The sequence below is a fragment of the Marinovum algicola genome (genome assembly GCF_900109145.1).
In the GTDB taxonomy this organism is placed as follows: domain Bacteria; phylum Pseudomonadota; class Alphaproteobacteria; order Rhodobacterales; family Rhodobacteraceae; genus Marinovum; species Marinovum algicola.
The window spans coordinates 14,449-39,177 of the sequence record NZ_FNYY01000029.1; the positions used below are offsets into that span (position 1 = coordinate 14,449).

The 24,729-nt window shown below is 65.9% G+C and carries 21 protein-coding genes; 6 read left to right on the forward strand and 15 right to left on the reverse strand.

Annotated elements, in window-relative coordinates:
• Positions 1 to 31: 31 nt before the first annotated feature.
• From BMW90_RS23505 to BMW90_RS23515, 3 genes are all read left to right on the forward strand, one after another.
• Positions 32 to 1,414 (forward strand): phosphomannomutase, encoded by a 1,383-nt coding sequence (locus BMW90_RS23505; RefSeq protein ID WP_074839875.1) that lies wholly within the window; start codon positions 32 to 34, stop codon positions 1,412 to 1,414.
• A 165-nt stretch (positions 1,415 to 1,579) separates the two neighbouring features.
• Complete coding sequence (pseF, locus tag BMW90_RS23510; RefSeq protein ID WP_074839877.1) at positions 1,580 to 2,275, forward strand: pseudaminic acid cytidylyltransferase; 696 nt, start codon at positions 1,580 to 1,582, stop codon at positions 2,273 to 2,275.
• The gene (locus BMW90_RS23515) at positions 2,272 to 3,951 is read left to right on the forward strand and encodes a capsular polysaccharide export protein, LipB/KpsS family (RefSeq protein ID WP_074839879.1); all 1,680 of its coding nucleotides are present in this window, start codon (positions 2,272 to 2,274) and stop codon (positions 3,949 to 3,951) included. Before pseF ends, BMW90_RS23515 begins: the two co-directional genes overlap by 4 nt.
• A gap of 12 nt (positions 3,952 to 3,963) precedes the next feature.
• On the opposite strand, the gene BMW90_RS23520 is transcribed toward BMW90_RS23515, so the two are convergent.
• From BMW90_RS23520 to BMW90_RS23545, 6 genes are all read right to left on the reverse strand, one after another.
• Positions 3,964 to 5,022: a tetratricopeptide repeat protein gene (locus BMW90_RS23520; protein WP_170850618.1), complete on the reverse strand. Its 1,059-nt coding sequence runs from the start codon at positions 5,020 to 5,022 to the stop codon at positions 3,964 to 3,966.
• 199 nt (positions 5,023 to 5,221) lie between these two features.
• The gene (pseI, locus tag BMW90_RS23525; RefSeq protein ID WP_074839887.1) at positions 5,222 to 6,292 is read right to left on the reverse strand and encodes a pseudaminic acid synthase; all 1,071 of its coding nucleotides are present in this window, start codon (positions 6,290 to 6,292) and stop codon (positions 5,222 to 5,224) included.
• Positions 6,293 to 6,301: 9 nt separating this feature from the next.
• The gene (locus tag BMW90_RS23530; protein WP_074839889.1) at positions 6,302 to 7,207 is read right to left on the reverse strand and encodes an NAD-dependent epimerase/dehydratase family protein; all 906 of its coding nucleotides are present in this window, start codon (positions 7,205 to 7,207) and stop codon (positions 6,302 to 6,304) included.
• Positions 7,204 to 8,340 (reverse strand): ATP-grasp domain-containing protein, encoded by a 1,137-nt coding sequence (locus BMW90_RS23535; RefSeq protein WP_074839892.1) that lies wholly within the window; start codon positions 8,338 to 8,340, stop codon positions 7,204 to 7,206. The genes BMW90_RS23530 and BMW90_RS23535 overlap by 4 nt, the downstream gene beginning before the upstream one ends.
• The gene (gene pseG, locus BMW90_RS23540; RefSeq protein WP_074839893.1) at positions 8,337 to 9,392 is read right to left on the reverse strand and encodes a UDP-2,4-diacetamido-2,4,6-trideoxy-beta-L-altropyranose hydrolase; all 1,056 of its coding nucleotides are present in this window, start codon (positions 9,390 to 9,392) and stop codon (positions 8,337 to 8,339) included. Before pseG ends, BMW90_RS23535 begins: the two co-directional genes overlap by 4 nt.
• A gap of 121 nt (positions 9,393 to 9,513) precedes the next feature.
• Complete coding sequence (locus BMW90_RS23545) at positions 9,514 to 10,428, reverse strand: N-acetylneuraminate synthase family protein (RefSeq protein ID WP_048536071.1); 915 nt, start codon at positions 10,426 to 10,428, stop codon at positions 9,514 to 9,516.
• Between the two features lie 78 nt (positions 10,429 to 10,506).
• On the opposite strand from BMW90_RS23545, the gene BMW90_RS23550 reads away from it, so the two are divergent.
• A complete protein-coding gene (locus BMW90_RS23550; RefSeq protein WP_274565290.1) occupies positions 10,507 to 11,301 on the forward strand; it encodes a glycosyltransferase family 2 protein in 795 nt (264 codons plus the stop codon).
• A gap of 52 nt (positions 11,302 to 11,353) precedes the next feature.
• Here the strand turns inward: BMW90_RS23550 and BMW90_RS23555 are convergent, their stop codons facing one another.
• From BMW90_RS23555 to pseB, 5 genes are all read right to left on the reverse strand, one after another.
• Positions 11,354 to 12,127, reverse strand: coding sequence for an AAC(3) family N-acetyltransferase (locus BMW90_RS23555; RefSeq protein WP_074839896.1), 774 nt, complete (start codon positions 12,125 to 12,127; stop codon positions 11,354 to 11,356).
• The gene (locus BMW90_RS23560; protein ID WP_074839898.1) at positions 12,124 to 13,470 is read right to left on the reverse strand and encodes a DUF4910 domain-containing protein; all 1,347 of its coding nucleotides are present in this window, start codon (positions 13,468 to 13,470) and stop codon (positions 12,124 to 12,126) included. The genes BMW90_RS23555 and BMW90_RS23560 overlap by 4 nt, the downstream gene beginning before the upstream one ends.
• Positions 13,471 to 13,513: 43 nt before the next feature.
• Complete coding sequence (locus BMW90_RS23565; protein ID WP_074839900.1) at positions 13,514 to 16,666, reverse strand: hypothetical protein; 3,153 nt, start codon at positions 16,664 to 16,666, stop codon at positions 13,514 to 13,516.
• A 229-nt stretch (positions 16,667 to 16,895) separates the two neighbouring features.
• Positions 16,896 to 18,053 (reverse strand): UDP-4-amino-4,6-dideoxy-N-acetyl-beta-L-altrosamine transaminase, encoded by a 1,158-nt coding sequence (gene pseC / locus BMW90_RS23570; RefSeq protein ID WP_074839902.1) that lies wholly within the window; start codon positions 18,051 to 18,053, stop codon positions 16,896 to 16,898.
• The gene (pseB, locus tag BMW90_RS23575; RefSeq protein WP_074839904.1) at positions 18,050 to 19,051 is read right to left on the reverse strand and encodes a UDP-N-acetylglucosamine 4,6-dehydratase (inverting); all 1,002 of its coding nucleotides are present in this window, start codon (positions 19,049 to 19,051) and stop codon (positions 18,050 to 18,052) included. Before pseB ends, pseC begins: the two co-directional genes overlap by 4 nt.
• Positions 19,052 to 19,249: 198 nt before the next feature.
• Here pseB and BMW90_RS23580 point away from each other — a divergent pair, with 198 nt between their 5' ends.
• Complete coding sequence (locus BMW90_RS23580) at positions 19,250 to 20,218, forward strand: DUF2793 domain-containing protein (protein WP_170850619.1); 969 nt, start codon at positions 19,250 to 19,252, stop codon at positions 20,216 to 20,218.
• A 148-nt stretch (positions 20,219 to 20,366) separates the two neighbouring features.
• Positions 20,367 to 21,251, forward strand: a complete 885-nt coding sequence (locus BMW90_RS23585) for a class I SAM-dependent methyltransferase (RefSeq protein WP_074839908.1) — start codon at positions 20,367 to 20,369, stop codon at positions 21,249 to 21,251.
• Here BMW90_RS23585 and rfbA read toward each other — a convergent pair.
• Genes rfbA through rfbC form a run of 4 tightly spaced genes read right to left on the reverse strand, consistent with a single transcriptional unit; the run spans position 21,217 to position 24,612 of the window.
• Entirely contained in the window at positions 21,217 to 22,113 is an 897-nt protein-coding gene (rfbA, locus tag BMW90_RS23590; protein WP_074839910.1) for a glucose-1-phosphate thymidylyltransferase RfbA, read from the reverse strand. The genes BMW90_RS23585 and rfbA overlap by 35 nt on opposite strands.
• Complete coding sequence (gene rfbD, locus BMW90_RS23595; protein ID WP_074839912.1) at positions 22,113 to 22,955, reverse strand: dTDP-4-dehydrorhamnose reductase; 843 nt, start codon at positions 22,953 to 22,955, stop codon at positions 22,113 to 22,115. Before rfbD ends, rfbA begins: the two co-directional genes overlap by 1 nt.
• Positions 22,952 to 24,052, reverse strand: coding sequence for a dTDP-glucose 4,6-dehydratase (gene rfbB / locus BMW90_RS23600; RefSeq protein WP_048536062.1), 1,101 nt, complete (start codon positions 24,050 to 24,052; stop codon positions 22,952 to 22,954). The genes rfbD and rfbB overlap by 4 nt, the downstream gene beginning before the upstream one ends.
• The gene (rfbC, locus tag BMW90_RS23605) at positions 24,049 to 24,612 is read right to left on the reverse strand and encodes a dTDP-4-dehydrorhamnose 3,5-epimerase (RefSeq protein ID WP_074839914.1); all 564 of its coding nucleotides are present in this window, start codon (positions 24,610 to 24,612) and stop codon (positions 24,049 to 24,051) included. The genes rfbB and rfbC overlap by 4 nt, the downstream gene beginning before the upstream one ends.
• Positions 24,613 to 24,729 lie beyond the last annotated feature (117 nt).

Genomic DNA, 24,729 nt, shown 5'->3' on the forward strand with positions numbered 1-24,729 from the left:
ACAAGGCATTTTCGTTGCAAAGGATATTATCATGGCTCCCAAATTCGGCACCAGCGGCCTGCGCGGTCTTGTCACCGAGCTGAGCGCTGACCTGGTCGCGGAATACACCCGCGCCTTTCTCTTGGCCTGTCCGCATGGTGGCGGGCTCTATCTCGGTCGCGATCTGCGGCCGTCCTCGCCCGAGATCGCCGATGCGGTGGCCCGGGCCGCCCGGGCCTGCGGCGTCGAGGTGATCGATTGCGGCGCGCTGCCGACCCCGGCGCTGGCGCTGGCGGCCCAAGCGGCGGGCCGGGCGGCGGTGATGGTCACCGGCAGCCATATTCCCGCCGACCGCAACGGGCTGAAATTCTATCTGCCCGGCGGCGAGATCTCGAAGGACGACGAGGCCGCGATCAGCGCCGCGCTGGGCCGGGCGCCGGCCGCGGGGCAGGCGGGGCTGCGCCACCATGATGCCGCCGCGGCCTATGTGCAGCGCTATGTGACCGGCTTCGGCGCCGCCGCGCTCGCCGGGCTGCGCATCGGCGTCTATCAGCATTCCTCGGTGGCGCGCGACCTGATGATCACGCTGGTGGCGGCGCTGGGGGGCGCGCCGGTGCCGCTGGCTCGCTCGGGGCATTTCATCCCGGTCGACACCGAGGCGCTCGACCCGGAGACCCGCGACATGCTGGCGGGCTGGTGCGCGGACCACCGGCTTGACGCGGTGATCTCGACCGATGGCGATGCCGACCGGCCGATGGTGGCCGATGCCGCCGGCGCGGTGGTGCCCGGCGACGTGCTGGGCGCGCTGAGCGCCCGCAGCCTCGGCGCCGAGGTGATCTGCACCCCGGTCTCGTCGAACGCCATGATCGGCGAGATGGACGACTTTCGCGAGGTGGTGCTCACCCGCATCGGCTCGCCCTATGTGATTGCCGCGATGGAGGCGGCACTGGCGCAGGAGCCCCGGGTCCGGGTGGTGGGCTATGAGGCCAACGGCGGCTTTCTTCTGGGCTTCGAGGCCGAGGGCCCGGCCGGCCCGCTGGCGCCGCTGATGACGCGTGACTGCCTGCTGCCGATCCTCTCCCCGCTGGCCGCGGCGCGCGCGGCGGAGATGCCGCTGGCGGCGCTGGTGGCCGGGTTGCCGGCGCGGTTCACCGCCGCCGACAGGATCGCCGGCATCGCCTCCGAGACGGCGCAGCGCTTTCTCGCGCGGCTGCGCGCGGATGCCGGGGCGCGGGCGGAATTCTTCGGACGGCCCGAGACCGGGCTGGATCTGACCGACGGGCTGCGGGTGTGTTTCGAGGGTGACGAGGTGGTGCATCTGCGTCCCTCCGGCAATGCGCCGGAATTCCGCTGCTATGCCGAAGCAGGCAGCCCCGAGACGGCGTGGGCGCTGGTGACGCGTTATCTGGACAAGGTGGCGGGAGAGCTTGCGTAGAGGCTGTCCTTCCCGGGCCGGATGCCGCGCGCGGGGAATAAGTATAACATAACGTTGATTTGGCGCTTACAGGCCTGCCGCCGGGGCGCCCCCCTTTACTTGCCCTGACAGGTGCCAGATACTCCGGCGAAATACGCCGTATCCTCTTAAATTGACCGGAATTTCATGCAAATCGCCCTCATTCCTGCCCGTGGGGGCAGCAAACGCATCCCCCGCAAGAACATTCGCCCCTTCGCCGGCCGTCCGATGATCGGCTGGCCGATTGCCGCGGCCCGGGCCTCGGGGCTCTTCGACCATGTGATCGTCTCGACCGACGATGAGGAGATCGCCGAGGTTGCCCGCGCCCAGGGCGCCGAGGTGCCCTTCATACGCCCCGACCACCTGGCCGACGATTTCACGCCGGCGCGCGAGGCGATCGTCGATGCGGTCGAGACGATGGAAGAGATCGTCGGGCAGAAGGTCGAGCGGCTGTGCTGCATCTATGCCACCGCCGCCTTTGTGCAGGCGGCGGATCTGCAACAGGCGCGCCGGATCCTCGACGGGGTCGCCGAGGGCGGCTTTGTCTTTGCCGCCGCCAGCTATCCGCACCCGGTTCACCGCGCCATGACCGAAGGCGAGGCGGGCATCGGCATGCTGTTTCCCGATTATGCCAAAACCCGCACGCAGGATCTGCCGGAGGCGTTCCACGATGCCGGCATGTTCTACTGGGGGCGGCGCGATGCCTTTGTCTCGCGCGCGCCGATGTTCAATCCGGCCTCGCGCCCGCATGTGATGCCGCGCCAGCGGGCGCTGGATATCGACACGCCCCAGGATTGGGATTTCGCCGAGGCGCTGTTCGAGTTGGGGCTGCGCACGGCATGAAGCTGCGTCTCGACATTCCCAATCAGTTTGCCTTCGAGAGCTACGCCGATCACGACATCATCCGCACGGCCTATGACAATGTGATCCAGGCGGCGATGCGCCTGGAACTGAAGACCGAGCTCTGCCGCGCCCGGCTTGCCGAGGGTCAGCGCCTGGAGGTGCAGAACGCGGCTGAGATCCGTTATGCCTATCACAGCGAGGAGATCGGGGATCAGGTCTATTGCCTCAAGCCGGGCGCCCTGCCGCGCTACTGGTTTTTCGATTCCTGCGGCTACAGCGGCTGGTCGCAGATGGCGACAGACCCGGCACTGCAGGCGGCGGGAAAGGATTTCGACCTGCGCCGCGCCCGCAAGTTCATCAAGCAGTACCGCGAGAGCATCGCTCGCGAGAACCTGTCGAAGCTGGAGCAGCCGGGAACCCCGCTGGAACCGGAGATCGCCAGACTGCAAGATTTCATCTTCCTGCCGTTGCAGGTCGATCACGATCGGGTCCTCCGACATCTGCCGTGGGAGCAGAGCGACACCCTCCGCCGGGTGACCGAACTGGCCGAAACACACCGCCGCCCGGTGGTGATCAAGCGTCACCCACTCTGCCGTTCCGGGGCGATCACCGCTTGGCTCGAGACCGTCTCAAAGTCCAGGTATGTCTTTGTCTCCGAAGGTTCGATCCATGCTCTCATCGCCCGCTGCCGTGCCGTTCTGGTGGCCAATTCCGGTGTTGGGCTCGAGGCGCTGCTACAGGATACCCCGGTCTATAGCATGGCGCGCAGCGAATACCGCCACATGACTCGCCCAGTAGAGACACTGGCGGCGCTGGAGCAGGTCTTCACAGAAACGCCGGCGCCGGTCGCCGCGCTCACCGAGCGGCTGCTGGGGTTCTTCTTTTTGGAATACCTTGTGGATTCCACCGATGTCTCGGCAATCGAGGCCCGCCTGCGTCAGCACCTTCACGCGCATCCGGGCCTGGCCGAGGCGACGGCGGCAATGGCGGATCGGAAAGCCGAGGACAATCTGGAGATTCTCACGGAACGGGTCACCAGGCATTTGACATCGACCGTCGAACTGATGCTGAAGAGCGGCCCGCCTGCGGCAAAACCGGCGCGGATCGAATGGATCAGGATCCTCGGGATGGCCGGGGGCCTCGGCATCCGGCGCGAACGGATCCTGGCCGACGGCGGCCCCACCGCCTGCTTGCAGGCCGCGACCCGGCTGGCCAACAGCGGCGAAGACCCGAGATGGGCCTACAAGTTCGCCCGAGCGGCGCTGCCGGCCGCGAACCACGGGGGCCGCGCACGGCTGGTGCTGGCCAAGGTCGCGATACAAACTGGGCAGATCGAGAAGGCGATTGACGAACTGCGGCGGGCGCTGAGGTGTTCAGATGTCAACGAATACATCTATCTCACCCTCGCCGAATGCTTAATGCGCCAGGGTCTCGCCCACCAGGAGGAAGCTCGCAGCCTGGCGCGCGAGGCCCTGAAGCGCAATCCGGCTCTGCCGACTGCGCATCTGCTTCTGGCACAGGTGGAAAATGCACGCGGGCGACGCAAGTCCGCGGTGCGGCATATCCTCAAGGCACAGGAGATCGCCCCCGCCCATACTGCAGTGGTCGAGGCGGCCGCACGCTATCTTGGAGGTTGCGAGACCGAGGAGCCGGCCTCAGATTTGACCCGCTCGTGAGGCAAGTGGCTCTCAGGAGAGCCGTTTCAGCCAGCTCTGGAAGTGGATGTTCTTGGGGTCGATTGTGCAGGCCTTGAGCAGCGCGTCCTGCGCCGCCTCTCGATGGCCGAGTTTGAGTTCGGCCAAGCCCAGCCCGAAATACGCCGGTGCATGGTTCGGCCAGCGCTGCAAGGTCTTGATATAGACTGCGCGTGCCTCCAGCGGCTCTTCCTGCTGCCGCAGCGCATGTCCCATGAGTGCCAGCGGCTGCGGGCGGTTGCGCAGGCAGAAGGAGACCGCGAAAGCTTCGAAGGCCTCCGGCGCGCGCCCCAGCTGCATCAGTGCATTTCCCTTGAGAAGAAAGGCCTCGTCCGACATCGGATAGGCCGCTGCCGCCCGGCAGGCACTGTCCTGGGACTGCTGCCATTGCTTTTCCCGCCCGAAGACCCAAGCATCGTAGAAATCCTGCGGGAAGCTCTCCGTTTCCAGCGCCCGTCCCGCTTCCTTAACCGGCGGCAGCTCCTTGCCGTCGATCCAGGCCTGCAACATTGGCAGGAGCCGATCGCGATTTTTCAGGTGCCCGGCGGGCCCATGACCCACCCCTCGCATGGTAATGATCCTGAGAGACCGGTGCGCGGCCATTTTGGACGCGCAGAGGATATCCAGAGGATCGCGCTCGCCGGCGAACAGGCAGCCTTCGAAGCTGTATTTTTCCGGATCGGTCAGATCGCGGTGCAGAAGGGCAATGGTCTTGTTGGCCTTTCTTTCCCACTGGCTGTGCGGCAAGCCCAAAATGGCTTCGGCCCCGAAAGCCATGACGCGTGCTGGCAACAGCGCCGAGAACAGCAGCGCGCCGTAGCCGCCCATACTCTGGCCGGTGCAATACAGCTCGTCGACGCCATGCTCATCGCACCAGGTCCTTATGGTGTCGAGCGTCTCCTCGAGACCGTCGCCCAGCCCTTTCACCCCGTCCTGATACCAGGTATTGGACCAGCCGTTCACGAAGAGAACATTGGCGCTCTCGGCAAGTTGGTGGCCCACCGCCCACCAATTGAAAAGCCCCGGCTTCGCGCCGGTGGCGGTGAAAAACATGACCAGCTTGTTCGACCCGGGACATTCCACGAACAAATGATGGTCCGACATATTTCCCCTTGTGACGTTCATTTGCCCCCCATCTGGCGAAACGCCCATATTGTCAGCTCGCATTTCTGTCAGATACCCTGTCTTCCGGCCGGAGACCAGACAGTCAAGCCTTGACATCCCGCATGTCGCAAAATCAGGGCGAGCTGCCTCAGCTTTCGCCGTCGAGCAGGTCCCAGCTCATCGGGGTGCCGCGCTTGACGTCGCGGCCGACCTTGCGGCCCAAGAGCACGTCATAATGGCGCGGCGCGAGGCCCAGACCCGGGCGGATGCGGCGCAGGGTCTTCTCGGTCAGCACCTCGCCGGCCTTCATGTCCTCGCCGATGTAGAGCGAGCGGCGCTTCTTGCGGCCAGCCTGTTCCGAGGCGGTGCCGCCGAACCAGATCTCGCCCATCGCCTGGGCGGCGCGCTTGCATTCGGTGACCAGCGCGGTGAACTCGTCGGGCTCCAGCGAAAAGGCGCTGTCGACGCCGCCCTCTGAGCGGTCGAGGATGAAGTGCTTCTCGATCACCGTGCCGCCGAGCGCGGTCGAGGCCACCGCCACGCCATTGCCCATGGTGTGATCCGAGAGGCCGAAATTGGTGCCGAAGGTCTGGCCGATCACCGGCATGGTGACGAGATTGGTGTTTTCCGGGCTCGCCGGGTAGGACGAGGTGCATTTCAGCAGCGTCAGGTTGGTGCAGCCGGCCGCGCGCGCGGTTTCCACCGCCTCGCCGATCTCGACGACGCTGGCCATGCCGGTGGAGATGATCATCGGCTTGCCGGTCTGCGCCACGCGGCGGATCAGCGGCAGGTCGATCGCCTCGAAGGAGGCGATCTTGTAGAGCGGCGCGTCGAGGCTCTCGAGCAGGTCCACCGCATCCTCGGAAAACGGCGTCGACATGAACAGCAGCCCGTGTTCCTTCGCCCGGTCGGCGATCGGCTTGTGCCAGTCGGCCGGGGTATGGGCCTCCTCATAGAGGTCGTAGAGCGTGCGCCCGACCCAGAGCGATTTCGGATCGGTGATGGTGAACTCGCCCTCGGAGAGATCGAGCGTCATGCTGTCGGCGGTGAAGGTCTGGATCTTGATCGCATCGGCACCGGTCTCGGCGGCGGCATCGACGATCGCCAGCGCCCGGTCGAGCGACTGGTTATGGTTGCCCGACATCTCGGCGATGATGAAGGGGCTGCCGTCATTGGCAATGCCGTGGGTCTTGCTGAGTTCTTCGCGCAGTGTGAGCATATCGTCCTCTCAAATCGCCCCGTCCGGGGATGTCTGTTCTCCGGTGCGCCGGAAATCCTCGAGCCCGGATTTCAGATCGAACTCCGGGCGCCAGTCCAGCGCCTCGACGGCCCGGTCGAGCGCCATGGCCGTTTCGGGCATCGGCGCGTCGCTGTCGGTGTCGTAGCGGATGTTGCCGGCATTGCCAAAGACCCGGTTGGCGGTCTCGGCGATCTCGCCCACCGACCAGGCCCGGCCGCCGCCGATGTTGACCACGCCGCGCGCCTCCGAGGCCAGCGCCGCCTGAAAGGCCGAGACCGCGTCGCGCACGTAAAGCTGATCGATGCGGTAATCGGCATTGCCGGTGAGCACGATGGTCTCGCCCGCCCGGGCCTGGCCCACGAATTTCATCAGCGCCGGCGTGCCCTTTTCGCCGTGGCCGTAGACCGCCGCCAGGCGCAGCGCCACCGCCGAAGGCCCGCCGGCGCGGGTCAGCATCTCGAGATGCGCTTCGGCCATGAGCTTCGACAGCGCATAGGCGTTGATCGGATGGGCCGGCGCCTCTTCACGGTAGGGCAGGCCGGAGGCCGGGGAATAGACCGCGATGGTCGAGGCCAGCACCAGCCGCGACACCCCGGTCTCGCGGGCTGCCGCCACCAGATCGGCGATCTGGGCGACATTGGGCTGCCAGAAAGGCGCCAGATCCATCGGCGCATCCGCGCGGGTCATCCGACGGCCGGCCAGATGCACCACCGCCTCGGCGCCCGCCAGCGCGGCGACCAGGCTGTCGCGGGAATAATCGGTCTGCCGGTCGTCCGGGCCGGATGGCGCCCCGCGGCCCAGCCGCAATACCCGGTCGCCGGTCTGTTCCAGCGCCGCGCAGAGGTAGCGGCCGATGAAGCCCGAGGCCCCGGTGACGGCAATCACCCGGCTCATGCGCGGTTCCGCACGTAATAGCCCACCACTTCCAGCGTGCCATTGACCGGGCGCACGTCCTGGCCGGCGTCATAGCGGTATTCGTGGTAGATCGCATCCTCGGGCACCGGAAAGGCCGCGGCGCTGAACGGCTGGCCCGGCGCCATCTGCTGGAACATCAGCTCGGCGATCGGCCGCTGGCGGTCGCCTTCGCCGCCGCCCGGCAGCTGTTCGGGCGTGCCCTCGCCGGTCAGGCAGTCCATCGCCATGGCGATCAGGTCTGCGCCCTCGGCGGCGCGGATCAGCCGCCACATGTGGCAGCCGTCGAGCCGCGGCGCGATTTCCACCACGCGGGGGCCTTCGGGGGTCACGATCATCTGGAAATAGAGCACCCCGTCGCGGCTGCCGAGCGCCGCGATGATGCCGTCGACCAGCGCCAGGGCGGCGCGCTGGTTGTCCTCGCTGACGGCATCGCAGGGCACCAGGTGGCCGCGCGGCACCCCCAGCGCATGGGGGCCATGCACCAGCCGCTCGGACAGCACCTTCATCTTGACCTCGCCGCCGCAGACCAGCACGTTGCAGGAGATCTCGACCCCGTCGAGGAAGCCTTCGACAATCGCCTGGCTGCTGCGCGAAAAGCCCACCGCCGCCGCGATCGCCGGCGCCAGGTCTGCCGCCCGGTCGACCCGGACGACGCCGCGTTGACCTTGCGCATCGGTCGGCTTGACCATGCAGGGGAAGGTGTCCCAGCCCGCGGCCTCTGCCGCGCTGGCCAGCTTGCGGTAGGGCACCGGGCCGAGATCATGCTCGGTCAGGAAACCGCGCAGGGCGGCCTTGTCGTCGAGCAGATCGATGAAGGCGCTGTCGTAGAAATGCGGCAGGCCGACCCGTTCGGAGAGCGCCACCACCGATTTCATCGCCACATCCGAGGAGATCGAATAGATCAGGTCGGGCTTGTGCCGTTCGACCACCGCCTCGAGCGCCTCGAGATCAACGATATTGACCGCCTCGACCACGTCGCAGAAGGCCTGTCCGGGCTCACCCTTGACCGGAGAGGCGCCGATCACCCGCCAGCCGCGGTCCTTCATGTGACGGATCAGATCCGCCTGGCCGGCATTGGTGCCCAGCACCAGGATGGTTTTTTGCGTGCTCATGTCGTCTCGCTTTCCCGTTCGAGCAGCGCGTCGGTCAACCGCTGCGTGCCTTGTCCGTCGACCAGCGCCCGGCCCTTGGCGGCCATGGCGCGGCGGCGGGCGTCATCCTCGACCAGTTCCGAGACCGCCGCCCGCAGGCGGTCATCCCCGACGGTGCCCACCAGCCCCAGGAAGGGCGCCCCGGTGAGATCCTGCCAGCCGCGGCAGGGCCGCTCCTGGTTCGGCGCCAGCCCGACAAAGACCGTGGGCAGCCCGCAGATCGCCGCCTCGTAGCTCATCGTGCCGCCGCCGATCAGCGCCAGATCGCAGCCGCGCATCAGCCCGGCCATGTCGGGCGGGTTGACGTGGAACTCGGCCTGGCCGGCGGGCAGCGCCGCCACCGTCTCGGCAATCGCCGCGCGGCGGGGATTGCCGGCGCCCGAGACCAGCACCAGCGTCACCTCGGGGCCGAGCTGTCCGGCCAGGGTGCGCAGCGCCTGTTCCAGCGCGCCGCGATCGTCGCCGCCGCCAAAGGCCACCAGCACCCGGCGCACCGCGCGGCCATCGACCCGCGCGGTGATCCCGGTAAAGGCCGGGCGCAGCACCGCATAGGCCGGGCCGAACAGCGTCCGGGTATGCTCGGGCTCGGCCAGCCAGGGCAGATATTGCGCGCGTTTCTCGTAGGGGCTGGCATTGACCAGCAGATCGGGCTGGAACATCCAGGGGCGGGAGGCATCGAATTGTTGCAGCCAGCGCAGGCCGGCCGCGCGCAGACGCTGCTGATAGCCGGGATCGACGCGGTAGTCGTCCATCACCACATGGCGCGTGCCATGGGCTTCGCAGAGTGCCAGGACGCGGGCGGCATCGTCGTCAGAGCTGCCGCGATCCTCGACGCTGTGCCAGCCGGCAAAGAGCCCCTCGTCGGCGGGCTGGCGCAGGCTGTCGGGCGGGCCGAGCAGCACCGAGTGCCAGCCGAGCGCACCGAGATAGCGCGCCATCTCGCGACAGCGCATGAGATGGCCCAGGCCGACGCTGGCCGAGACATTGCAGCGGAAGATCACGGTGCCGGTCATCGGCTGTCACCCTGTGCGGACGTCCGGCGCCCGGTCATCGAAATGCGGGCCGGGCGGGCCGCCAATATGAAATAACCATGCCGCCCCGGCCGATGGCGGGGGGCGGCTGATCCTGAGAGGTTCAGGCCCGGCCGCCGGACCATTTCAGCTTGTCGCGCTGGACCTGTTCCACCGGCAGGATCTCCTGGCCCTTGAAGGCCAGCGCGCGGTCGACATTGGCGATGTCGCGGCACAGCCGGCGCAGCCCGTCGGGCTCGAGGCTGGCGGCGTGATCGGTGCCCTTCCAGGTGCGGTCGAGGGTGAAGTGGCGCTCGATATGCGAGAAGGTGCCCTTGCCCTCGGCTTCCATCATCCGGCCCACCGCCAGCGCCGCCACATCGGCGGCAATGCCCAGGTGGTGACCGGAGAAGCCGATGCTTCTGACCCGGTCGCCGAAGCGTTCCATCAGCGACTTGATCTCGAACAGGCAGATGTCCTCGAAGGCCACCGGGTAGCCCGAGGTGCAGCTGTAGACCACCAGGTCCTTGGCGCGGCCGCGCTCTTCGTAGAAGTCCACCAGCTTGCCGATCTCGTCACCGGTCGACATGCCGGTCGAGACGTGGATCTCGCCGGCGAAATGCTCGCAGAGATAGCCTTGCAGCTCGTAGTGCTGGTTGGTGGCCGAGGGGATTTTCAGCATCGGCGGGTTGAGCGTGGTCATCTCCTTGGCCGAGGTCAGATCCCAGACCGAGGTGGAATAGGCGATGCCGTTGGCGCGGCATTCCTCGACCAGCTCCTTGTGCTGATCCAGGTCGAGCTCGAGAAACTCGCGGTGCGCGCCATAGGTCGGCCCATAGGCGTTTTCCGGCACCGGGTGCGGCGTGTCATATTCGGAGGCGGTCAGAAGCTCGCGGTTGTGGCGCTTCTGGAACTTGGCGACATCCGCCTTGCAGACATGGGCGGCGACCCGGATCAATTCCTTGGCGATCTCCAGATCGCCCTTGTGATTGCAACCAATTTCCGCAATCACTTGCACTGGCGGAGAAGCTTGAGTCATCTTTTCTAGCACCTAAAACAATGGGGTAGGGTCTTGCACCGGGAAGATCGTGGACACCGTTATCCCGTCCCCCCCCTCGTGTCAAACGCCCCCGGGACGCAGCCCGGGCAATTGTCGCGGGCGGCCTCCCCGGCGCCGGCGGTCTCGATCATCATGCCCTGCCTGAACGCCGCCGCCTGCCTGCCGCGCGCGGTGGCCTCGGTCACCGCCCAGACCCGGCACGACTGGGAGCTGATCATCGCCGACGACGGCTCCTCGGACGCCACCCCGGCGCTGGCCCGGGAGAGAGCTGCCGCCGATCCGCGGATCCGGGTGCTGGCGGCACCGGAGACCGGTCCGCGTGGCGTCGCCGCCGCCCGCAACCGCGGGATCGCCGTGGCGCGGGGGCGCTATCTGGCCTTTCTCGATGCCGATGACGAATGGCTGCCCGAGAAACTCGCCCGCCAGCTGGGCTGGATGCAGGCCGAGGGGCTGGCGCTGACCTACACCGGCTTCTGGCGCGTCCATGCCACCGGGCGGCGCGAGGTCCGGGTGCCCGCGCGGGTCGACCGGCAGAGGCTGCTGCGCGGCAATGTCATCGGCGTGCTCACCGCGATCTGCGACCGCGACCAGCTCGGGCCGATGGCGATGCCGCTGCTGCCGCTGCGGCAGGATTACGCCTTCTGGCTCGATCTGCTGAAACGCACCGAGGCGGCGCATGGGCTGCAGGTGCCGCTGGCCATCTATCACGTGACGCCGGGGTCGCTCTCGGCCAACCGCTGGCGCGCCAGCGCCGCCACCTGGCGGATGTACCGCGAGCATGCCGGCCTGGGCCCCCTGCCCGCCGCCTGGTACCTGGCCAGCCATGTGATCCGGCGGCTGATCCGGGGTTAGGGGCTGCGGCACACACGCCAGAGACAGGCCTCAGATCCGACCGGTTCGGAGGCTATTTCTGTTCGTAGCTGAAAAGTACGCCTTCGACCTCTCCTGAGGTGATTGCCTGCGCGACGGCATCGAACATCTTACGGGCTTCGATCACACGCAGCCCATGCCCTTCGCCCGGTCGGCAGCCACTGTAGAGTCCCTGATCCCAGAGGCGCTCGTCCATCGGGTTCACATCGGTCAGCACCCCGCGTTCCAGATCACGAACGTAGATTGAGAAATGCCGCTCACCTGTCACCCCATCCCAGTCGGTGAAAGGGCACGTGAAAACCTTGTGATAGCGATAGAAGACCCGATGCATCTCTTCCACGTAGTGATAGAAGGTCATGCTGTTCTGGCCCATCAAGTCCAGCACCGCGATCTTGCCACCTCGGCGATGCAGCATGGCAAAGGGCGAGTCGGTTCCGTAGCCACTGGAATTGTAGACCTTGCGAAACGCTTCGGCCTCGGCACCGAGAACGGCAAAGGAATAGGCCGGATGACCGGTGCGGACCGCTTCCGGGTGCTGTCGCGCCGCCTCGGTCAAGGCCCCCATGCGGGATTTCGAACTCCGCATATCAAAGGCGTCGCCTTTGCAAAAATTAAAGTTGAACAGCGGAAAGAGAACTGTGCCCTTCGGCCCCACAGCCTCAAGAAACGAGTCGCGGATCTGCTCGGGCGAATATCCGCGTTTGAGGGTCCGGCGGGTGCTGCTGTGCACCAGCACCATGTCGCCCTCAGAAATTCCAGCGGCGCGCCAGTCCTCGACCAGCGGTGTGATATCGGCGTCAGCGGTCATGGATGCCTCTCCCCTTCGGATTTCAACGCGATCATATCCTGTTGCAGCAGTTCTGTCAGGATCGGCAGTAGTTGATCGGGGCCACAGCCGATCCGGTCGCTGATCTCCACCAGCCCCCGCTGACCATCGGCCAGCGACAAACACATCAGCAGCCGGTTGAGGGTCTGTCTACTGTCAGTTCTGCCGTCGGCAGAACTGCCGCGGTTCATCGGCGAGTTGATCGTCGGGTAAAGCCCGCGCCGGCCCAGTTGCGGCTCGCCATAGGGGTGCCGGTTTTGCAGCTTCAGCCCATCGAAATCAAAAACCTGCATGAACTCTGCAAGGGTATCGGCGGCACGCTCTACCTGTTCGATACGCATCAGGCGCTTGTCATCCGCCGACGTGTGGTATTCGACGAACTGACCATAGATCGTGCGTGCGGCCTGAATCACCGGATAGTTGAACCCCGGTGAGCAGAACTGCCGCTCGTCCGAGCCGGACGTTGGGGTGAAGGGCCGGATCTGGAAGCGTTCGGGATAAAGTTCGGAAAAGCGCCGTGCCAGCCGGTCGATACTGCTCGGATTGTCCAACCAGTCCCGGCGCGACATTTTGAAACTGAGCGTATCGCGATATCCACCGAGGCAGGTCAATACCAGCCCGCCGCGCAACTTCGGCCCCAATTGATCTCCGAATTTTGACAGATAGGCGATCGAGCCCAGCGTTTCCGGACAGAGCAGGAAGCGATAGGTGAACCGCCGCCGGGGTAGTGCCTTGAGCCGTTCATACAGGCGCAACAGACCCAAGGGCCCCGAGAGTTCATTGTTGGCCATGCTGGGATGGCAGAGATAGGAGCTGATCAGCACCACCTCGTCGCTTTCTCCCGGCAGGTCGCAGGTGGCAAAATTGACCTCGCCGTCATAATGCGAGGTGCGAATGTCGATAGTGTACTCGCCCTCCCTCAGCGCCATACGCTGACGATGCGGCAGGCAGAACCCCCAACGTGGATTGTAATAGCTTGTCACATAGGGAATGGCGTCGGGCAGATGCGGCAGCGAGTGCAGATGCGGCTGCAACTCTTCCAGCGACATCTTGCCCTGAAAGGCCTGCGAGTAATTAACCAGGTGTAGATTGTGGTCAGCGAAGTCGCAGACCACCTCGCCATCCGGTCCAATCAGCCGGGCGCTTTCCACGGCCCATTCCGGCGGCACCGTCCAGTCAAGCACCTCGGTACCGCTCGGGATGCCGTGCATCTCGAGTGGCATGACTTCGCCGAAGATATTCAAGCTATCGCGCAGCCCCGGCCCCGTGATGCTGCGGCACAGTGGGAAAAGCCTGTCATACAGGGCGGAGAGTTCAGTCAACATATCTGGAAACCTTTGTCGGAAAAGTCGTGATCGCGGCGGGCTGTCAGGCGCGCCATCTCGATGCGCGAGCCGTGCCGGCCCCAGGCGACTTCGCAGAGTTTTCCCCACCTCCACCATGTAGCGCTTGCAACGGCACGCCGACGGGATGGCCCGGCTCGAACCGCTCCCCCAGCGCCCGTCCGGTCAACTCGGCCACCGCGGTATCGGCACCGACCCTGTAGCGCTCGAGATCCTCCTGGAACCAATAAGGCGGATAGAGCACCTTGTTGGTCACCGGCCGGGCGTGGAAACGATAGGGCTGAGTGAAATTGTCATTGGCCATGTAATCGAGCCAGACCGCCGCCCGCTCGCGCAGGTCTGGCGCCACTTCCAAGGGCTTTTCAAATCGAAGATAGGCTTCGAACTCTTCCACAGTCTGCGGCTGGACATGTCCGATCGGGTAATCGATCGGCGCGTAATGGCCCGCCAGGATACAGGGGATGCCCAGAAGCCCCAGCTCGATCGTTGTCGTCCCATTGTAGATCAGCCCCACATCCATCCGCTCGCGCATGTCGTGGATGTCGAACCAGCGGTGCCCGAGAAAGGCGGCATTGTCGCCCAGCGGCTCTTCGATCAGGTCGCGGAAATATTCCGTCGGGAAGGTGGCGATCTGGTTGTTAAGCTCATGCGGATGCGGCTTGATCAGCAGCAGCGTGTTACTGCCACGGACCGCACGGATGGAATGATTGATCCATTCCTTCATGCTCGCATGCACCGGGCCGCCGTCAAACGGTGCGCCAATATCACAGACCACCTTGCCGAAGGCGCAGACCACCTTGCCGCCCATCGCCCGCCAGGCCTTGATCCGGCGATCGAGTTCGTCGGCCTCGGGCGGGCGGCCCTTGGTGCCCTCGGTCGAACGCTTGACCTTGGTGATCGGCGCGAACCGTTCGAGGATCTCGGGCAGGGCCTCCTGCCGCTGGCGGTAATATTCCTCGAAATTCTCGGGCAGCGGGAAGCTGGGAGTGCGCACATGCGGGGCACGCGTCATGTTGCGCAGCACGAAGCGCTGCGAGACATTCGTGGCAAAGTTGCTGAAATAGTTCTGATACCCATTGGCCGCGGCGAGATAAAAGAAATTGTCCGGGTCGCCGTGGGCATCGCAATAGGCCCGGAACAGAGAATCCGGTAGCCGGCAGTTGAATTGCGAAATACAGGCCACGCGCCGCCCGGTCTCACGTTGCTGGCGGTGCGCATACTCCACCACCCGTGCCATCGCCTGGGTCCACTCGGAGAGACCGCCCAGATACTTCTGCAATTCGGGGCATTGGTAATTGATCGTGTAGCGCCGACGATTGATCGCCGCGTCCTCCCAGACCGGATGGGACAAGTCGATCTCGCCCCAACGAATGCGTCCCTTGCCAATATCCACATGGAAATCCTGCGGGGCGGGCATGCACTCCTTGGCCTCGTCGCTGAAGCGAAGGTTGGGGCTAATGGCGCCGTTCATCACATCGATCGAGGAGTCTCCGGTCGCCTCGAAAGGCAACAGGCCTCCGACCAGCGGCACCACCGCCCAGCCGCGCCTCTTGAACTCCAGGAGAACCATCAGCGGATACCGGCGCAGGTGATCGACATTGCGCGGCGCTATGAGAACGACCCCCTCGGGATCGCGTGGCTGCGGCACGCTCTGGAAGATCTGCGCCGTCTCGATCAGGAAGCGCAACTCACCCACGCGCTTGATCAGGGTGTAGCTGGAATAGCCGTTGAGCGCACTGGGGTTGGCCAGCAGCTGGCCATGCACTTCGCCGACGATCTTCAGCGCCTCCTTGAAGCGGCACTGACGCTGAAGGATATTGGCGTAATAAAGCAGCCCGTGACGGCGGTGCAGGTTCTTCGGCAGGCGCTTGAAGAAGGCGTCGGCCTTCTTGTATTGTCGCGCGGTCATCGCCCAGCGGAAATAGAACTGCATGTCGCGGTTGATCGTCGGCTTGATCGTGTCGAGCTTGGCGGCGATCCGGCCTGCGCTTTCGGTATGGGCCTCGTCGCGCACGATCGCCTGCGGCGCCGGCCAGAGCGCCGGCAGCAGATCGTCGCGGTCCGCCAGGGCCTCGAGCCGGGCGACGATGCGGGCCTGGGTGTCGGCCATGTCGAGCCGCTGGGTCAGCGCCAGCCAGCTGCACAGGGTCAACACCGTCTCGGTGGCCATGGCCTGGGTGTCGACCGCCGCATCGGTCAGCAGCCAGTCCAGATCCGCCTCGATATCGGCCAACCGCTGCCGGGCCAGGGCGTAATCGGCGGAGTAATCGGGCACGTGGCGGATGCCGGTGCGCAGCATCTCCTCGACCGCACGCACCTTGCCGCCAAGGCTGTCGGCGGCGGCGAATTCGGCATCGCAGACCCTGAGATATTCCTCGCGGTCGCGGCCCTGAAGCGCATGTTCCTTAAACGATAGGAACTGTTTCTCGGCCGCTTCCTCGGTCACCTGGGCCTGCGCCTTGCTCTTGTCGGACGAGATCGCCACCCGGGGCGCCTCGGCGCCGACCGTGTTGAACAGGCCCTTGTAGGATCCGGCCTCGTCGGCCCAGTCCATCTGCTCGCGGGCAATCTGGTCGACCGCGCGCCAGGTGGTCTGCAACAGCTTGAAGCGGCGGGCCACCAGCGCGTCGGGCGCGTCGAAGGGATGGGCGATCTCATCCACCAGCGAGCGGTTGGCGGCATGATAATCCCCGTCCATCGCCCGGCAGAGCGCGATCAGATGGGTCAGGAAGGCGCTTTCCTTGAACCGGTCGCGGGCCTTGAGCGCACAGCGCAGCATGCGCTTGCGGCCGACCTCGCTGACAAGCTGCTGGGCGATCAGCCGCCCGGCCTGATACTGGCCGGCGCGGTAGGTGCGCTCGAGCTCGGCCATGATCTTGAGGATCTCGACGAAATTCTTGGACTTGAGATGCCGCGGCATCAGCCCGCGCAGCCGCAGCGCCCGCAGTTGCGCGCCCTCATCGTATTGCCCGGCGGCCTCATAGGCCTCGGCCCGCATGTGCAGCACCCGGGGGTCATCGGGATAATAGCGCCCCGGCACCGAGAGGATGCGCTGTGCCATGTTCGGCTTGGCGCGGTCGAGAAAGAAACGGCCGAATTTCAGAGGGGCCCGAATGAACAGCTTGCGGCCAAACTCGCTGTGCATGAACCCTGCGTCGCTCTGCTTCGTCTCGGACATCTTTACCCCTGCTGCGCGCCCTCGCCGGGACGCATTGAAATCAAGCCAAAACCATCAACGGACGATAAATCAATATATTCGACAATATCCGCGAGCGGCCGGCCGGATCACTCGCCTCTAGCCTGTGTTGCATCGGTGCCAAACGAGTACCGCCCCTGAGGAGATACCTCATGCCCCCCGTGCGACGCAAGCGATCCGCCACTGAAAGGCGGCGGATCGCGGTAGCTATCTACCCGTCAAAAACCTCGTGCAGCCTGTCGATCACGGTCTGCTGATCCTCGGCGCTCAGAGTGGCATACATCGGGATGGTGATCATCCGGCTGTAGTAATCCTCGGCATTCGGGCAATGGCCGGGACCGAAGCCCAGATCGCGATACCAGGGTTGCAGATAGACCGGGATGTAGAGCACGTTCACCCCGATCCCCAGCGCGCGCAGCCGCGTGAAGGCGGTCTTGCGGTCGACCGGGGCGTCATCCGTCACCAGCACCGGATAGAGATGCAGGCCCGAGCGCTGGTAATCGGCCTGGGCCGGCAGTTTCAGCGGCAGATCCGCCAGCGCGCGGTCATAGACCGCGCGGCGTTCGTGGCGGGCGTCGATATAGGCATCCAGCCGGGTCAGCTGGCTGCGGCCGAGCGCCGCCTGAAGATCGGTGATCCGGTAATTGTAGCCCAGCAGGGTCTGCTGGTAATACCACGGCCCGTCGCCCTCGCCGCGCATCCGCTCGGGCTCGCGGGTGATGCCATGGGTGCGCAGCATCGCCATCACCGCCGCCAACTCGTCGTCATTGGTCATCGCCATGCCGCCTTCGGCGGTGGTGATGATCTTGACCGGATGGAAGGAGAAGATGGTGATGTCGGAATGGGCGCAATTGCCGATCTTGCCGTCGCGGTAATCGCCGCCGACCGCGTGGCTTGCATCCTCGACCAGGGCAAAGCCGTATTTCGCCTTGAGCGCGCCCAGCCGTTCCATGTCGCAGCATTGCCCGGCGAAATGCACCGGGGTCACGATCTTGGGCAGGCGGCCGGCCTTTTCGGCCGCGGCCAGCCTAGCCTCGAGCGTATCGAGGCAGATGTTGTAGCTGTCGGGATCGATGTCGATGAAATCCACATCCGCGCCGCAGTAGAGCGCGGCATTGGAAGTGGCAACGAAGGTGTTGGGCGAGGTCCAGAGCAGATCGCCCTGCCCCAGACCGAGCGCCATGTAGGCCACATGCAGCGCCGAGGTGGCGGAACTCATCGCCACCGCGTGTTTCACCCCGCAATAGGCCGCCAGATCGGCCTCGAACCCCGCGATCGCGGGGCCCTGGGTGATGAAGTCGCTGGTCAGGACATCGCGTACGGCGGCGAGATCGGCCTCGGTGATGTCCTGACGGCCATAGGGGATCATGCCATTGCCATCCGGTTGAATTCGACGATCTCGTCGACCGTGAGGAAGTGATCATTGGCGCCCGAGTTGTATTCGAAGCCCAGCGACACCGGCTTGCCCTCTTCGCCAAGCGCATTGGTGGTGAAGGCATTCTCGCGGTCGAAGAACTTGATGGTCGGCTGCAACACGTAGTGATCGCCGAATTCCAGCGTCAGGTGGCTGTCGTCGCCGGGGCACATGATCTCGTGCAGCTTCTCGCCGGGGCGGATGCCGACCACGTGCTGCTCGAGCTCGGGGGCGATCGCGCGGGCCAGCTCGGGGACGCGCACCGAAGGGATCTTGGGCACGAAGATCTCGCCGCCGTACATCCGCTCGAAGTTCTTGAGCACGAAGTCCACACCCTGCTGGAGCGAAATCCAGAACCGGGTCATGTTCATGTCGGTGATCGGCAGCGAGGTGGCGCCCTGGGCCTTCAGATTCTCGAAGAAGGGCACGACCGAGCCGCGCGAGCCGACCACGTTGCCGTAACGCGCGACCGAGAAGCGGGTGGGCTTGGTGCCCACCATGTTGTTGGCGGCGACAAAGAGCTTGTCGGAGGCCAGCTTGGTGGCGCCATAGAGGTTGATCGGGTTGGCAGCCTTGTCGGTGGAGAGCGCCACGACCTTCTCGACATTGTTGGCAATCGCCGCGTGGATGACGTTTTCGGCGCCATGCACGTTGGTCTTGATGCATTCCATCGGGTTGTATTCGGCGGCTGGCACCTGCTTGAGCGCGGCGGCGTGGATGACGTAATCGACGCCTTCCATCGCGGTGACCATGCGGTCACGGTCGCGCACGTCGCCGATGAAATACCGCATCTGCGGCGCATTGTAGGTCTGCGACATCTCGAACTGCTTCAGCTCGTCGCGCGAGTAGACAATGATCTTCTTGACCGAATAGCGTTCCAGAAGAGTCTTGACATATTTCTTGCCGAAACTGCCGGTCCCCCCCGTAATAAAAACCGTTTTGTTATCAAACATCTGTCAAATCTCCTAGAGAGTCATGGGGCGCTCGTTAGCCTACTTCCCCGATTTTGACAACTCTGGAAAACGCCCCTGCGGCACCCTCTTGACAGCCGGTTAAGCCAGCGTGCGAAGGCTTTGCCGATCGGCAAGGCCGGGTCTGATAGGGCTGCGGGACCGGACCTCACCGCCCCGCGCAACCCTATGGAGAATCCCATGCCCAGCCTTTCGCCCAGCCTCTCGCTGCCCTACCTGCAACCGTCGCAGGCCCAGAAGCATGTCACCCACAACGAGGCCCTGCGCCGGCTGGACGCGCTGGTGCAGCTCCGGGTGGCGGAATTCAATGCCGTCACCCCGCCGGCCAGCCCGGCGGAGGGCGACACCCATGCCTTGGGCACCGGTGCCGGCGGCGCCTGGGCCGGGCAGGACGGCCGGCTGGCCTGCTACGGCGACGGCGCCTGGCTGTTCGTCGATCCCCAGGAGGGCTGGCGCGCCTGGGGGCTGGCCGAAAACCGCCTGCGGGTGTTTTCCGCCGGCAGTTGGCTGGCGGTGGTGCCGCCGCTGGAAAATCTGACCGGCCTGGGGGTCGGCACCAGTTCAGATGCCACCAACCGGCTGGCGGTGGCCTCGGAGGCGGCGCTCTTTACCCATGCCGGCAGCGACCACCGGCTGACGATCAACAAGGCCACGGCGACCGACACCGCCTCGGTGGTGCTGCAATCCGGCTGGTCCGGGCGGGCCGAGCTGGGGCTGGCGGGCGACGAGGATTTTCAGATCCGGGTCAGCGCCGACGGCAACGCCTGGACCCCGGGGCTGAGCCTGCGCCGGGCCGATGGCCTGGCCCGGGTGCCCTGCCTGATGGCCGGCGCGATCGACATCGCCAACGATGCCGTGGGCTATGTGCCGACCCCCGGCGCCGGAGGCATGGTGGCGCTCAATCTCGTCGACCCGGATTATCCCCAGGCACCGCATTCGGGGCTGTTCTCCTATGACACCGGCCCGTCGCTGGCGCTGCTCACCCTGGCGCGCGGGGCCAGCCTCGAAAACCACGGCGGCTCGGTACTCTCCGGCACCACCGGCACCGATGGGCGCTCCTCTGTCGCGGTGCGCGACGGCGAATTGCAGATCGAGAACCGCCATGGCGGGCCGCGCCGCTATGCCTACAGCTTTCTCAACACCTACTGAGGATGCCCGGGCGGGCGGTCAGCGGAAAGGTCCGCGCTTTTCCCGTGTTTTCAAGGACATTCGCAACACTATCGTAAAAACGCCCTGTCCGCCGATTGCAACGCGGGGCCCGGCGTGAGATGTCAGTCAAAACCGGAATTGAAGCACGATGAAGACTGAACCGCAGAAATTTACACCGATTGCCATACCGAACAGGTCGCGCAGCTGCCCGGCCTGTGGCGCGGATGCGCTGGAATATGCCAGCGATTACCCCTCCAATGTGAAACCCTTCGCGCTGGAAACGCTCCTTTATTGCACCGCCTGCGGGTTGGCCCATGTGCCGGATTCCAGCCAGATGCTGGCCGATTACTACCTCCAGGATTACGCCCAGACCAACCGCAAGGACCGCGATGTCAACCCCGAGATCTATTTCTCGGAGGCCCATCGCGAAAGCTCGCAGATGATGCGGCGCTATTACGCCCGCGCCCGCGCCCAGGTGATCCGGCTCAAGAAACACGAAGGACGCTTCAACCGGGTACTCGATTTCGGCAGCGGGCCGGGATACCTGCTGCACATCAGCCATGCCCGCGAGCCGCATGCCTATGAACCCGATCAGGAAAGCAAGAAATACCTCGATTACATCGGCGCCCGGCAATACGACGCGCTCGATGAGATCCCGCAGGGCTATTTCGATGTCATCGTCGCCTCGCATACCGTCGAGCACCTGGTGGCCGAGGAGCTGATCGAGACGCTGCGGCATCTGGTCGGCGCACTGCGCCCACATGGGCTGATGCTGATCGAGGTGCCGCAGGGCGGCCATTCCTATCTGCATCTGGAAGGCGCGCGGCAGGATCCGCATACGCTGTTCTTCACCCCGCAGGCGCTGGTCGAGGCGGTCACCCGGGCCGGCGGCGACATCGTCTTTGCCGGGGCGGTGGCCAAGCCCGAGATCCCGCGCCGCGACAAGCCGATCTACACCCCCGAAGGCTCGGCCTTCAACAAGGTGAACCGTGGCGGGCTCACGGTGATCTGTCGTCCGCCGCAGTCGGAATGAGCCGCAGCAGATAGGCGCCATAGGCGGTCTTGGAGAACAGTGCCGCCCGGGCGCGCAGCGCCGCGGCGTCGATCCAGCCCTGGCCAAAGGCGATCTCTTCCGGGCAGCCGACCTGCATGCCCTGGCGTTCGCTGAGCGTGCGGACGAAATTGCCGGCATCGAGCAGCGAGCCATGGGTGCCGGTATCGAGCCAGGCATAGCCGCGGCCCATCTGCTCGACCGAGAGCAGCCCGTCACGCAGGTAGCTGCCCAGCAGATCGACGATCTCGAGCTCGCCGCGCGCCGAAGGCCTGACCGCGCGGGCCCGCACGGGCGCGCTGCCGTCGAGGAAATAGAGCCCGGTCACCGCATAGGGCGAGGGCGCCACCGCCGGTTTCTCGACGATGCGGCGCACCTTGCTGTCGGGGCCGAAATCCACCACCCCGTAGCGCTCGGGATCGGCGACGCGATAGCCGAAAACCGAACCGCCGGTTGCGCGCGCATCCGCCGCCGCCAGCTGTTCCGGCAGCCCGTGGCCAAAGAAGATGTTGTCGCCGAGCACCATGGCGCTCGGCGCGCCGGCGAGGAACTCCTCGGCCAGCAGGTAAGCCTGCGCCAGCCCCTCGGGGCGGGGCTGTTCGATATACTGGAAAGAGACCCCCCACTGGCTGCCGTCGCCCAGGGTGCGGCGGAACTGGTCCTGATCCTGCGGCGTGGTGATCACCGCGATCTCGCGGATGCCCGAGAGCATCAGCACCGAGAGCGGGTAATAGATCATCGGCTTGTCATAGACCGGCAGCAGCTGCTTGCTGATGCCCATGGTGATCGGATAGAGCCGCGTGCCCGAGCCGCCGGCCAGTATGATCCCCTTGCGTGTGCTCATCATGCCTCCAGAAGCTCCAGCGCCGCAGACAGCCCGGCGCGCCAGTCGGCAGGGGTAATGCCGAAATCCGCCCGGAGTTTGGCGCAATCGAGACGGGAATTGAGCGGCCGCCGCGCCGGGGTGGGATAGGCGCTGCTGGGGATGTCGGTGACGGTGACATCACGGCCCGCCCCGGCAAAGATCGCGCGGGCGAAGCCGGCCCAGCTGATCGCCGGCGCGCCGGCGTAATGATAGGTGCCGCCGCCCTGCCCCGCGCAAAGCGCCGCTGCCATCCTCAGCAATGTCGCGGCGATCTCCGCCGCCGGGGTCGGGCCGCCGAGCTGATCGGCGACCACCGAGAGGCTGTCGCGGGTCTCGCTCAGGCGCAGCATGGTCGTGAGGAAATTCGCCCCCTCGGCCGAGAACACCCAGGAGGTGCGCAGGATCACATGCCGCCCGCCCGCCGCGCGCACGGCCGCTTCGCCGGCCAGCTTGCTGCGGCCATAGGCGTTGAGCGGACCCACGGGATCGTCTTCGCGCCAGGGCCTGTCGCCGGAGCCGTCAAAGACATAGTCGGTGGAGACATGCAGGAAGGGAATGCCGCGCGCGGCACAGGCCTGCGCCATGGCCGCCGGCGCCGCGGCGTTGATCCGGGTGGCCAGCGTCTCTTCCTGCTCGGCCCGGTCGACCGCGGTATAGGCGGCGGCATTGATCACCGCGCGCGGGGCGGCGGCATGGATCGCCGCGGCACAGGCCGCGGGGTCCAGGAGATCGGCCTCGGCCCGGCCCAGCGCCGTGACCGCCTCCTGGCGCTGCAACGCGCGGGCAAGCTGACCGGTGCGGCCGAAGACCAGCAGGCTCATTCTTCAGGGCTCCGCCGGTTCGCGCCTGAAACCGTCCCCCGGTGGGGGTCCGAAACGGCGCCCACCCCGAGCCGCGTGCCCACCCCCTGACGCGATTGCAGCGCCCGCCACCAGGCCTCGTTGTCGAGATACCATTGCACGGTGCGCTCCAGCCCCTCGTCAAGCGTGACCGAGGGCCGCCAGCCCAGTTCGCGGGCGATCCGCGCCGGATCGATCGCATAGCGCGCGTCGTGGCCCGGGCGGTCGGCGACAAAGGTGATCTGATCGGCATAGGAGCCCGAGGGCTTCGGCCGTTTGGCATCGAGGATGGCGCAGAGCGTCCGCACCAGCTCGAGATTGCTGCGCTCGTTCTCGCCGCCGATGTTGTAGCTCTCGCCCGGGGCGCCCCGGCTCAGCACCAGCAGCAGCGCTTCGGCATGATCCTCGACATACAGCCAGTCGCGCACGTTCGAGCCATCGCCGTAGATCGGCAGCGGCCGGCCCGCCAGCGCGCCGAGGATGATCACCGGGATGAGCTTTTCCGGGAAGTGATGGGGGCCGTAGTTGTTGGAACAATTGCTCAGCACCACCGGCAGCCCGTAGGTGTGGAACCAGGCCCGCACCAGGTGATCGCTGGCCGCCTTGGAGGCCGAATAGGGCGAGCGCGGGTCATAGGGCGTGTCCTCGGTGAACCTGCCCTCGGGCCCCAGCGAGCCGAAGACCTCGTCGGTGGAGATGTGGTGAAAGCGGAAATGCGCGGGACGGCCGGCCTCGGTCCAGTATCCGCGCGCCGCCTCGAGCAGGGTGTAGGTGCCGGTGACATTGGTCTCGACAAAGGCGCCGGGGCCGTCGATCGAGCGGTCGACATGGCTCTCGGCCGCCAGATGCATCACCGCATCGGGGGCATGGCGGGCGAAGATCCGGTCGAGCGCGGCGCGGTCGCGGATATCGGCATGTTCGAAGGCATACTCCGGGTGATCGGCGACGCTGGCCACATTGTCGAGACAGGCGGCATAGGTCAGCGCGTCAAGATTGACCACCGCATGGCCGGCGGCAATCGCCTGCCGCACCACCGCCGATCCGATGAAGCCGGCGCCGCCGGTGATCAACAGCTTCACGCCGGGCGCTCCGCGAAGCTCTCGAGATCGGCCAGCCAGCCGGCGGCGGCATCGCGCGCCGAAAGCACCGGCGCCCGGCCCTCGAGCCCCCAGTCGATCCCGAGCTCGGGATCGTCCCAACGCACGCCGCGCTCATGGGCGGGGGCATAGGTGTCGGTGCATTTGTAGAGGATCTCGGTGTCGGGGTCGCGGGTCACGAAACCATGCAGGAAGCCTTCGGGGATCAGCAGCTGCCGACCGTTCTCGAAGCTCAGCTCGACCCCGACCCATTGCCCGAAGGTGGCAGAGCCCGGCCGGATGTCGACCGCCACGTCATAAAGCCGGCCGCGGCCGCAGCGCACCAGCTTGGCCTGGGCGCGCGGCGGCAGCTGGCAATGCAGCCCGCGCAGGGTGCCGGGCGTGGCCGAAAGCGAATGGTTGTCCTGGACGAAATCCAGCGTGATGCCCTGCGCCGCCAGGGTCTCGCGGTTCCAGCTTTCGGAGAAAAAGCCGCGGTTGTCGCCATGGCGGGCGGGGGTGAGGATCAGCACGCCCTCGAGCGCGGTCTTCTCGATCTGCAAGGGGGACCTCTTCTGTCGCGGCCGGGATGCGCCCTTGGCTTAGCAAGCCCGCCCCGGCTTGTCACCCGAGGCGCGCGCAATGCGATTGTCATAACCGGGCGAACGCGGCAGAGTACG

Bases quoted from the DNA above. Each gene is read 5' to 3' on its own strand.
- BMW90_RS23505 (WP_074839875.1), top strand. From the start codon at position 32: ATGGCTCCCAAATTCGGCACCAGCGGCCTGCGCGGTCTTGTCACCGAG.
- pseF (WP_074839877.1), top strand. From the start codon at position 1,580: ATGCAAATCGCCCTCATTCCTGCCCGTGGGGGCAGCAAACGCATCCCC.
- BMW90_RS23515 (WP_074839879.1), top strand. From the start codon at position 2,272: ATGAAGCTGCGTCTCGACATTCCCAATCAGTTTGCCTTCGAGAGCTAC.
- BMW90_RS23520 (WP_170850618.1), bottom strand. From the start codon at position 5,022: ATGTTTTTCACCGCCACCGGCGCGAAGCCGGGGCTTTTCAATTGGTGG.
- pseI (WP_074839887.1), bottom strand. From the start codon at position 6,292: ATGCTCACACTGCGCGAAGAACTCAGCAAGACCCACGGCATTGCCAAT.
- BMW90_RS23530 (WP_074839889.1), bottom strand. From the start codon at position 7,207: ATGAGCCGGGTGATTGCCGTCACCGGGGCCTCGGGCTTCATCGGCCGC.
- BMW90_RS23535 (WP_074839892.1), bottom strand. From the start codon at position 8,340: ATGAGCACGCAAAAAACCATCCTGGTGCTGGGCACCAATGCCGGCCAG.
- pseG (WP_074839893.1), bottom strand. From the start codon at position 9,392: ATGACCGGCACCGTGATCTTCCGCTGCAATGTCTCGGCCAGCGTCGGC.
- BMW90_RS23545 (WP_048536071.1), bottom strand. From the start codon at position 10,428: ATGACTCAAGCTTCTCCGCCAGTGCAAGTGATTGCGGAAATTGGTTGC.
- BMW90_RS23555 (WP_074839896.1), bottom strand. From the start codon at position 12,127: ATGACCGCTGACGCCGATATCACACCGCTGGTCGAGGACTGGCGCGCC.
- BMW90_RS23560 (WP_074839898.1), bottom strand. From the start codon at position 13,470: ATGTTGACTGAACTCTCCGCCCTGTATGACAGGCTTTTCCCACTGTGC.
- BMW90_RS23565 (WP_074839900.1), bottom strand. From the start codon at position 16,666: ATGTCCGAGACGAAGCAGAGCGACGCAGGGTTCATGCACAGCGAGTTT.
- pseC (WP_074839902.1), bottom strand. From the start codon at position 18,053: ATGATCCCCTATGGCCGTCAGGACATCACCGAGGCCGATCTCGCCGCC.
- pseB (WP_074839904.1), bottom strand. From the start codon at position 19,051: ATGTTTGATAACAAAACGGTTTTTATTACGGGGGGGACCGGCAGTTTC.
- BMW90_RS23580 (WP_170850619.1), top strand. From the start codon at position 19,250: ATGCCCAGCCTTTCGCCCAGCCTCTCGCTGCCCTACCTGCAACCGTCG.
- BMW90_RS23585 (WP_074839908.1), top strand. From the start codon at position 20,367: ATGAAGACTGAACCGCAGAAATTTACACCGATTGCCATACCGAACAGG.
- rfbA (WP_074839910.1), bottom strand. From the start codon at position 22,113: ATGAGCACACGCAAGGGGATCATACTGGCCGGCGGCTCGGGCACGCGG.
- rfbD (WP_074839912.1), bottom strand. From the start codon at position 22,955: ATGAGCCTGCTGGTCTTCGGCCGCACCGGTCAGCTTGCCCGCGCGTTG.